This window comes from Desulfofundulus thermosubterraneus DSM 16057, assembly GCF_900142025.1.
Classification (GTDB): Bacteria; Bacillota; Desulfotomaculia; order Desulfotomaculales; family Desulfovirgulaceae; genus Desulfofundulus; species Desulfofundulus thermosubterraneus.
In genome coordinates, this window is record NZ_FQZM01000069.1 from 1 (window position 1) to 8,709 (window position 8,709).

10 protein-coding genes are annotated in these 8,709 nt (G+C 55.6%); all 10 read left to right on the top strand.

Annotated elements, in window-relative coordinates:
• Positions 1-353: 353 nt before the first annotated feature.
• On the top strand, positions 354-575 hold the full coding sequence (locus BUA65_RS16875; RefSeq protein WP_242656382.1) for a helix-turn-helix domain-containing protein: 222 nt from the start codon (positions 354-356) through the stop codon (positions 573-575).
• 42 nt (positions 576-617) lie between these two features.
• Positions 618-1,139: a tyrosine-type recombinase/integrase gene (locus BUA65_RS17745; protein WP_165613293.1), complete on the top strand. Its 522-nt coding sequence runs from the start codon at positions 618-620 to the stop codon at positions 1,137-1,139.
• Positions 1,117-1,770: a site-specific integrase gene (locus tag BUA65_RS17750; RefSeq protein ID WP_084062652.1), complete on the top strand. Its 654-nt coding sequence runs from the start codon at positions 1,117-1,119 to the stop codon at positions 1,768-1,770. Before BUA65_RS17745 ends, BUA65_RS17750 begins: the two co-directional genes overlap by 23 nt.
• A gap of 71 nt (positions 1,771-1,841) precedes the next feature.
• Positions 1,842-2,672, top strand: coding sequence for an ATP-binding cassette domain-containing protein (locus BUA65_RS16885; RefSeq protein WP_072871469.1), 831 nt, complete (start codon positions 1,842-1,844; stop codon positions 2,670-2,672).
• Between the two features lie 104 nt (positions 2,673-2,776).
• Positions 2,777-3,322: a Uma2 family endonuclease gene (locus BUA65_RS16890; protein WP_072871471.1), complete on the top strand. Its 546-nt coding sequence runs from the start codon at positions 2,777-2,779 to the stop codon at positions 3,320-3,322.
• A 211-nt stretch (positions 3,323-3,533) separates the two neighbouring features.
• A complete protein-coding gene (locus BUA65_RS16895) occupies positions 3,534-4,484 on the top strand; it encodes an MBL fold metallo-hydrolase (protein ID WP_072871474.1) in 951 nt (316 codons plus the stop codon).
• Positions 4,485-4,795: 311 nt separating this feature from the next.
• A complete protein-coding gene (locus BUA65_RS16900; protein WP_242656383.1) occupies positions 4,796-6,199 on the top strand; it encodes a MurT ligase domain-containing protein in 1,404 nt (467 codons plus the stop codon).
• Positions 6,171-6,893 carry a type 1 glutamine amidotransferase gene (locus tag BUA65_RS16905; RefSeq protein WP_072871476.1) on the top strand — a complete coding sequence of 241 codons (723 nt, stop codon included), beginning with the start codon at positions 6,171-6,173 and terminating at the stop codon, positions 6,891-6,893. The genes BUA65_RS16900 and BUA65_RS16905 overlap by 29 nt, the downstream gene beginning before the upstream one ends.
• A 127-nt stretch (positions 6,894-7,020) precedes the next feature.
• A complete protein-coding gene (locus BUA65_RS16910; RefSeq protein WP_072871479.1) occupies positions 7,021-7,401 on the top strand; it encodes a RidA family protein in 381 nt (126 codons plus the stop codon).
• Between the two features lie 455 nt (positions 7,402-7,856).
• Positions 7,857-8,709 (top strand): acetyl-CoA C-acyltransferase (locus tag BUA65_RS16915; RefSeq protein ID WP_072871482.1); only part of this gene is annotated, 853 nt, incomplete at its 3' end.

Here is an 8,709-nt window from a genome sequence, read left to right on the forward strand (position 1 = left end):
AAAGGTCGGCCTCCAGGCCTTTCTTACCGCCCTGGCCGTGAATCTTAAAAGATGGGTGAACATAACTCTGAACAAGATAAAGGATAAAAAGTGTAATGTGAAGTTATCCCCAGCCAATACGGTCACAGTTTCAGCATGACCGGTAGAGGGGTGGCCTGTCCTTTTTGACCTGAATAGCTGGTAACATGGAGGATGAGGTGGCAATGGATACTAGCTAGGTACTGTTATTGGATAATCTAAACGCAAGTTGTTCCCAACGGCCTGGCAGTTTCTGTTATTTGCCAGAGGTTGGGACAATGGGCTTTGGTTTTAATTGGGGTTTAGCGACTGTATCTTATATGGGGGTGATTTCGTTGCTTACCGAACGGGAAATTGAGACTATGGCAGCCTTTCTCACTGTAGAGGAGGTGGCCAGAATACTGCGGCTGAAACGGTCCACGGCCTATGAGTATGTACGGCAGGGGATTATCCCTTGTGTTAGATTGGGCAGTTTTATCAGGATACCAAAGGCGCGGCTTGTAGAGTGGAAGAAAGCGGACAGGCAGGAAGATGGCGGAGGGATGGCGAATTTCTAACCCGTCCCTCCGCCCCCGTACTGAATGCGGGAGGTCGGAAAGGTGAAAGGGCACGTCAGGAAACGCGGGAAAAACTCCTGGGCGGTGGTGGAGCTTCCCAGGGATCCGGAGACCGGGAAGCGCAGGCAGAAGTGGGTCACGGTCCAGGGAACCAAAAAAGACGCCGAAAGGGAACTTGCGAAGCTCCTGAACGCATCTTATGAAGGTGGCGTGGGTACGGCACCCGCCAAGCTGACCCTGGGGGAATACCTGGACAGGTGGCTGGAGGCGGTGGGGCCGGAACTTAAACTTTCGAGCGCCGTTTCTTACCGCACTGCCATAAGGCAGTGGAAGCGTACCGCACTGGCCGGGATACCCCTGGTCAAACTGACGCCTCTGGACATACAAAGGGCGATAGCAACCCTGCTCCAGGAGTTGGCCCCGGAGACGGTGAAGAGAGCGTATATCGCCCTGCGAGCTGCCCTGCGGCGGGCCGTGAAGTGGGGTGATAACAAAAAGCCTCACGGAGGGTGTAAAGTCCCCGCAAGGCGAGGGACGGGAGATGCAGGTGTGGACGGAGGATGAAGCGGCCAGGTTTTTGGAAGTGGCGGCAAAGCGGTCGAAACATTATCCCCTCTTTGTCCTGGCGCTGTCCACCGGTATGAGGCTGGGTGAACTTTTGGGTCTTAAATGGGAGGATGTGGATTTAGAGGCGGGTTTTTTACAGGTGAAACGTACCCTGGCGGACAGGTCGGCAATAAAAAAAGTGATTTTCCTGCCACCAAAAAGTCAAGCGGCCAGAAGAAAAATACCTTTGGACGCCTTTACGGTGGAAGTATTAAAAAGACACAGGAAAAAACAGATTGAAATTCACTTGAAAAAAGGCCCCGAATGGCAGGGCCATGGTTTGGTGTTCTGCACGGACCGGGGCCGGCCGCTGTACCATTCAGAAGTAAGGAGTGCCCTAACCCGCCTGGCACACAGGGCTAAAGTAACACCGCTTCGTTTTCACGACATTCGACACACCCACGCCACTTTCCTGCTGCGGAAGGGCATCCACCCAAAAATTGTAGCTGAAAGGTTGGGACACTCCAGTATTAAAATTACCCTGGACACTTACTCCCACGTCCTGCCTGACACCCAGGCTGAAGCAGTAAAGGCCATAGAGGGCATGTTACAGACTGGAGGGCAGGTTTCTGGACGGACCAGGCAATAAACCCTGTCCGGTTTGCAAATGTTTGCAAGTTAGGGTAAACATATTCTAAAAATCCAGGAGTGATAAGGGTTATGGCTGCTGTCATTGAAGTAGAGGACCTGCACTATACCTACCGGGACGGTACCAGGGCCCTGCAGGGCCTTTCCCTTTCCATACCCGCAGGAAGCCGGGTGGCCCTTTTGGGGCCCAATGGAGCGGGTAAGTCCACCTTCTTGCTGCATTTAAACGGCCTTTACCTGCCCCAGCGGGGAAAGGTGCGGGTCATGGGGCAGGAAGTCAACGCCCGCACGGCCAGGGAGATCAAGAGCCGGGTGGGCCTTGTGTTTCAGGATCCCGATGATCAGGTTTTTTCTTCCACCGTAGGGGAGGACGTGGCCTTCGGCCCTGTGAATATGGGCCTGTCCGCCACAGAGGTCGAGCGGCGGGTGCAGGAGGCGCTGGCGGCAGTGCAGATGGAAGCATACCGGGACAAACCGCCTTACCACCTCAGCTACGGGCAGAAAAAGCGGGTGGCCATCGCCGGGGTTCTGGCCATGGGGCCGGAAATTATCGTCCTGGACGAGCCCATGGCCTACCTGGATCCCCAGGGCAAGGATACATTGCTGGATATTCTGGACCGGTTGCACCGCCGGGGTGCCACCATCCTGGTGGCCACCCACGACGTGGATATGGCGGCCAGTTGGGCGGACCGGGTGATTATCATAAAAAACGGCCGCACCCTGGCCCAGGGTGACCCGTCATTGCTGGTCCAGGAGGATATAATCCGCCAGGCCAACCTGCGCTTCCCCCTGGTGGCGCAAATTTTTCGCTCCCTGCCCGAATTGCAGCTCAAAACCGTGCCCTATACGGTGGAACAGGCGGCAGCCTTGCTGAAAGATATTTTGGCAGGACACCGGGTCTAAGCACCTCTAGACAAGAGGTGCTTTTATTATTATGGCCAACCGGTTAAGCTGTGGTATAATAAACTGTAAATGTTTTCTTTTCGGAGGTTTCGGAGGTGAAGGGGATGTCCCTGGGTGAATTAAAAATGACTTACCGTGAGTACCTCCAGTTGCCCGAGGATAAGCGTTACGAACTAATTGGAGGGAGGCTTTATATGGTACCGGCGCCCAGCGTAATCCACCAGATGGTTTTGGAGAATCTGGGGTATATTCTAAACCGGCACGTTCGAGAGAAAAAAAGGGGAGTCGTTTTGCGCTCTCCCATTGACGTTTACTTAACGGAGGAGGATGTGGTCCAGCCGGATATCATTTTTATCAGCCAGGAGCGCCGGTACATCATCGGGGAGGCCAATATAAGAGGCGGGCCCGATCTGGTAATTGAGGTTCTATCCCCTTCCACCGCGGCTATAGATCAAACCGTTAAAAAAGAGCTTTACCGGAACCACGGGGTGCGGGAGGTCTGGTATGTGCACCCGGTGGCCCAGACTATAGAAATATGCACCTTCACCCCGGAAGGAGAAAAAAAGGAGCTCTACGCCCGGCACGATGAAAAACCTTTTGTTTCCGCGGTACTTCCCGGCCTGCAGCTGGATTTAAACAAGGTTTTTTAGTTTTCACCCCATGAAAATGGCGCCATTTTGCACTGAAGCGACCCAGCACTCACTGCGACCAGAGTTCTTTGGTGTGGATGATTGCCAAATATGTGTAGCTTCAACTCCTAACGTAGGTACCTGGATCCGGTGAGTGCTGGGTCACCGGAGAGTGCGTGCAAATGGCAGGCAATTGCCATGGGACCACTTCTACTAAAGGGGAGTTGTTGATTTGTTACCGTTATACAGGATAGTAGTACCCACCCCTTACGCGGTGGGACCGGTCAACGCCTATCTAATTGCTTCACGACCCTATACCCTGGTGGACCCAGGGCCCGATACCCAGGAGGCCAGGGAGGTGTTGCAGAGGGAACTAAAGCGTTTGGGTCTTCCCCTGACCGAAATTAAAAGGGTTTTGCTCACCCATTTCCATTCGGATCACAGCGGCCTGGCCCAATGGATAAACTCCCTGACGGGGGCAAAGATATATATCCATCCCTTTGATTTAAAGAAGCTAAGCGGCAAAAACGATTTTATTGGGGAGAGGATGCCCTTTGTCCGGGAAGCCGGTACCCCGGCGGAGATCATAGCGGAAGTTCTCAAGGACGAGGATAAGCTCCCCAGGCCCTTTGTGCCGCCCAAGGGCGCTATAGCCACGACCGACGACGTGGAAATACCCTTCGAGCGCGGGAGCATAAAGGCGCTCCATTTTCCGGGCCATGCCACCGGGCACCTTTGTTTTTACGACCCGGCGGGGAAAAACCTAATTTCCGGCGATTTTTTGCTGCCCCATATCACGCCCAACCCCTTTTTGGAGCCTGACCCCCTTCATCCGGAACGGCGGGCACCCAGCCTGCGCCACTACCTGAAGGGGCTGGACAGGCTGAGGTCAATTGACATAAAGCGGGTGTGGCCGGGGCACGGGGAAGTTATCGATGATTACCGGCAGGTGGTGACCATGGTGCGGGAACACCACCGGGCCCGTTTCGACGCCCTGGTAGACCTGTTGCGCAAGTACGGGCCATGTACCGCTTTTGAGCTTTCCCGGATCACCTATCCCGATTTGAAGGGATTCAACATCTTTTTAGGACTTTCGGAAGTACAGGCCCACCTGGACGTACTGGTGGAAGAAGGCCGCGTGAAAGTGGAGAAGAAGGGCGGAGTGGCGTATTATTTCCTCTAACAGGGCTGAAGTGTCCCCAGTTTGAGCCTGTTTGGCTTGGTAGCGAGCGACTTGACCCAGCACTCAACAGACTTGAAAGCGATAGTGTTTAGTCTCTCATCATTCGAAGCCTGTTGAGTGCTGGGCAGCCAAACTTAGCGAGGCGAAAAGCGAAGGCAGGCCCGAGGGCATGGATGCCGGAAATAGAGGTTAGAGGTCGGAAGTAGGAGGTCAGAAAATGAGGAAGGAATTTGCGCAACGAATTCCAACAGCAGTTCCAACCTCTGACATCTGACTTCCAAACTTCCAATAGTAAGGGGTGCAGGAAAGATTTGGCTTTTCGCTTGCGTTTAATTATTGCCATCCTGGTTGCTAAGGCAATCATGTGGCTGGTTCGCTTGCTGGGACGGGGTAAAGGTTCCTCCCTGCCCGGTATGGTGGCCTTGAAAATCTGCCCCGGCATCCTAGGCTGCCTGGCCCGGCAGGCTTCCCGGGGGGTGGTCATGGTGACCGGCACCAACGGCAAGACCACCACCAACAACATGATTGCCCGGGTTGTCAGGGAGGCTGGTTACCGGGTGGTGGTTAACGCCGAGGGGGCCAACCTGATTACCGGCGTAACCACCGCTTTTTTAAAGGCCGCATCCCTCTCCGGGCGGGTGGACTGCGATTACGCCCTCCTGGAGGTGGACGAGGCCTCCTTTCCCCGGGTTACCCGCCAGGTATATCCAAACATCGTGGTGATCACCAACTTTTTCCGGGACCAACTGGATCGCTACGGGGAACTGGACAAAACCATATCCCTCATCCGTGAAGCTCTAGTTCAGTTGCCGGGGACCGGGCTGGTATTAAATGCCGATGATCCCCTGGTAGCCCCTCTGGCTACCTCCACCGGTAAAGAGGCGTTTTATTATGGCCTGGGGGAACACCATCAGGTGGCTTCCTTTTCTGCCGCCGCCCGGGAGGGGCGCTTCTGCCCCCATTGCGGGCGGGAGCTCTTCTATGCCTACTATCACTACAGCCAGTTGGGTAATTACCGTTGTCCCGGCTGTGGCTTTTCCCGGCCTCTCGCCGATGTGGAGGGCACGGAAGTTTCCCAGGGAGATCACAGGATAACCTGCCGTCTGCGTTCGCCCGCCGGCTCCCATGAGCTGGTTATTCCCGTGCCCGGGTTGTATAACCTCTACAACGGCCTGGCGGCTTTTTCGGCCGGCCTTTCCCTGGGCGTGGAGCCGGGAGTGATAATTGGCGCCCTGGCGGGTTACACACCGGCCACCGGGCGTATGGAAAGGTTCCTTTACCGGGATAAGCCGGTGCTCTTAAACCTGGTCAAAAACCCCACCGGCTTTAACGAGGGGTTGGGAGCTTTGCTTTCCCTCCCCGGCACGGTGGATGTGCTCATTGCCATCAATGATAACGATGCCGACGGGCGGGACATTTCCTGGCTGTGGGACGTGGATTTTGAGGTTCTGGAGGAACACCACCACCGCTTGAACTCCCTGGTCTGCACAGGGCAAAGGGGGGCGGAAATGGCCGTCAGGCTGAAATATGCCGGGGTGCCCCTTGACAAGGTTGTGGTCGAGAACATGCACCGGGCCGTAGAACACGTTTTGAATGGTTCCGGCAACACGGCCTATCTTTTGGCTACCTATACGGCCTTATGGCCCCTGGAAAGGATTTTGAGTGGTTATGCAAAAAGGGAAAGTCGTGTTGAAAGTCTGCCATCTGTATCCTGACCTGTTAAATCTCTATGGTGACCGGGGTAACGTGATGGCCTATGTCCGCCGCTGCCAGTGGCGCGGGATTGAAGTGGAGGTGCACCGCATTAACCTGGGGGACCCGGTTGACTTCCGGGAAATGGATTTTCTTTTCCTGGGCGGGGGTTCCGACCGGGAACAAAACCTGATGGCCAAAGACCTGGAAAATCGCCGGGAGCTTTTGCAGGCGGCGGTGGAGGATGGGCTGGTGGTGCTGGCCATCTGCGGCGGCTACCAGTTGCTGGGCAAATATTACCGCACCCTGGAAGGCCACGTGATTCCCGGCCTGGGTCTTTTAGACTTTTATACGGAGGCCGGGCGGGAGAGAATGATTGGCAACGTGGTGGTAGAGCTGGAAATAGAAGGGGAGCACGTGCGGGTAACCGGTTTTGAAAACCACGCCGGCCGGACTTTCCTGGGCCAGATTTCCCCGCTGGGTCGGGTGCTGGTGGGTTACGGCAACAACGGGGAGGACGGCACCGAGGGGGCCCGTTACAAAAACGTCTTTTGCTCCTACCTCCACGGCCCCCTGCTGCCCAAGAACCCCCGGCTTACGGATCACCTCATCTCCCTGGCACTCATGCGCCGGGGTTTGCCCGCGGAACTTGCTCCCCTGGACGACCGTCTGGAAAGGGTGGCCGCTGAAGTAATGCTCAAGCGCCTTTTAATGTAGAAACCCGTGACGCTTTCAGCACCATGGCTGCGTTTTGCACGCAGCGGGCGGCATGATCCCAGCAGGGGTTTCCAAACAAAAAGGAAATAATATGGACTGTACCACTGGATGCAGGGGGGTTTTCAAAATGGAGAAGGAAGTAGTGCGTACCGACAGGGCTCCGGCCGCCATAGGGCCCTATTCCCAGGCCATTAAAGCCGGTGGATTTGTATTCGTCTCTGGCCAAATTCCCATCGACCCGGCCACAGGTAAGGTGGTGGAGGGGGACATTAAAGTTCAAACCAGGCAGGTGTTGAACAACTTAAGAGAAGTGCTGGCGGCGGCAGGCACTTCCCTAGAGCGGGTGGTGAAAGCTACCGTGTTTATCACCGATATGAATGACTTTCCCGGGCTAAACGAAGTGTACGCTGAATTTTTTGCCCGGAGTGCGCCCGCTCGCTCCTGTGCGGCCGTATCGCGCCTGCCTAAGGATGTGCTGGTGGAAATTGAAGCCATCGCCCTCCTGTAGGGAAGGGTATACCCGGCGGTTTTGAGCAAATATTTGGGTGTGGTCATTACGGTAGATGGCTCCCGGTTTATACCGGGGGCTATTTATTTTATTTTTGATGAGCAAAAAGTTAATGAAGTTCGCTGACTGCCCTGGCGGGACGCCATATGAAGTCAAAAAAAGTGGCATGTCAAAGACAACTGTCTACAATGTTTACACCTTGCCCCCGGCAGCCTTTAGTCAAAATCCATGGAAAAATCAAATAAAATAAAGTTTTTTATTTGAATGACAAATCGGCTATTTTTTTGGCATGCCTTTTGCTCTACATGCATTATGCATTTAGGCAAAGTAGGTTCAGGTAAAATCGGGGCTAGGTAAAATCTTCTTCCCGGTTGATGTATGGCACTTCCTGCCGGTAAACAACTTTTTTCAAGTGGGCTGGTATAAAATTACTGCGGGGAAAGGAGAAGTTTTTAGTGCGAGAAACGGTAATCGTCAGTGCGGCCAGAACGCCCTTTGGAAAGCTGGGCGGGGTTCTGGCACCCCTCACTGCCGTCCAGCTGGGGGGTATGGTCATTAAAGAAGCCATCCAGCGGGCGGGCATCAACGGGGAGCAGGTGGAAAACGTGATCATGGGGCAGGTGCTGCAGGGCGGCTGCGGCCAGATTCCCTCCCGCCAGGCCACCCGGTTGGCGGGGTTGCCCTGGGAAGTTCCCTCGGAAACCATAAACAAGGTCTGCGCCTCCGGCCTGCGGGCAGTAACCCTGGGCGACCAGATCATCCGGGCCGGCGACGCCCACATCATCGTTGCCGGCGGCATGGAAAGCATGAGCAACGCGCCCTACTTTGTGCACGCCCGCTGGGGCCTGCGCATGGGTGACGCCAGGTTTGTCGACCTGATGGTCCACGACGGCCTGTGGTGCACCTTTTACAACCGGCACATGGCCATCCATGGCGGCGAAGTGGCCAAAGAATACGGCGTCTCCCGGGAAGAACAAGATGAATGGGCCCTGCGCAGCCACCAGCTGGCCATCGCGGCCATGGACGGCGGGCGGCTGAAGGAAGAAATTGTGCCCGTGGCCGTACCCCAGAAAAAGGGCGACCCGAAAGTGGTGGACACGGACGAAGCGCCCCGGCGGGATACCAACCTGGAGGCCCTGCGCCGCCTGCCGCCGGTTTTCGACCCCAACAACACGGTCACGGCGGGCAATGCCCCGGGGGTCAATGACGGGGCGGGGGCTTTAGTGCTGATGTCCCGGGAAAAAGCACACGAACTGGGCATAAAACCCCTGGCCACCATCCTGGGGCATGCCTCGGTTTCCCAGGATG

Excerpts from the sequence above, each read along its gene's own strand:
- BUA65_RS17750 (WP_084062652.1), top strand. The coding sequence starts at position 1,117 with ATGCAGGTGTGGACGGAGGATGAAGCGGCCAGGTTTTTGGAAGTGGCG.
- BUA65_RS16885 (WP_072871469.1), top strand. The coding sequence starts at position 1,842 with ATGGCTGCTGTCATTGAAGTAGAGGACCTGCACTATACCTACCGGGAC.
- BUA65_RS16890 (WP_072871471.1), top strand. The coding sequence starts at position 2,777 with ATGTCCCTGGGTGAATTAAAAATGACTTACCGTGAGTACCTCCAGTTG.
- BUA65_RS16910 (WP_072871479.1), top strand. The coding sequence starts at position 7,021 with ATGGAGAAGGAAGTAGTGCGTACCGACAGGGCTCCGGCCGCCATAGGG.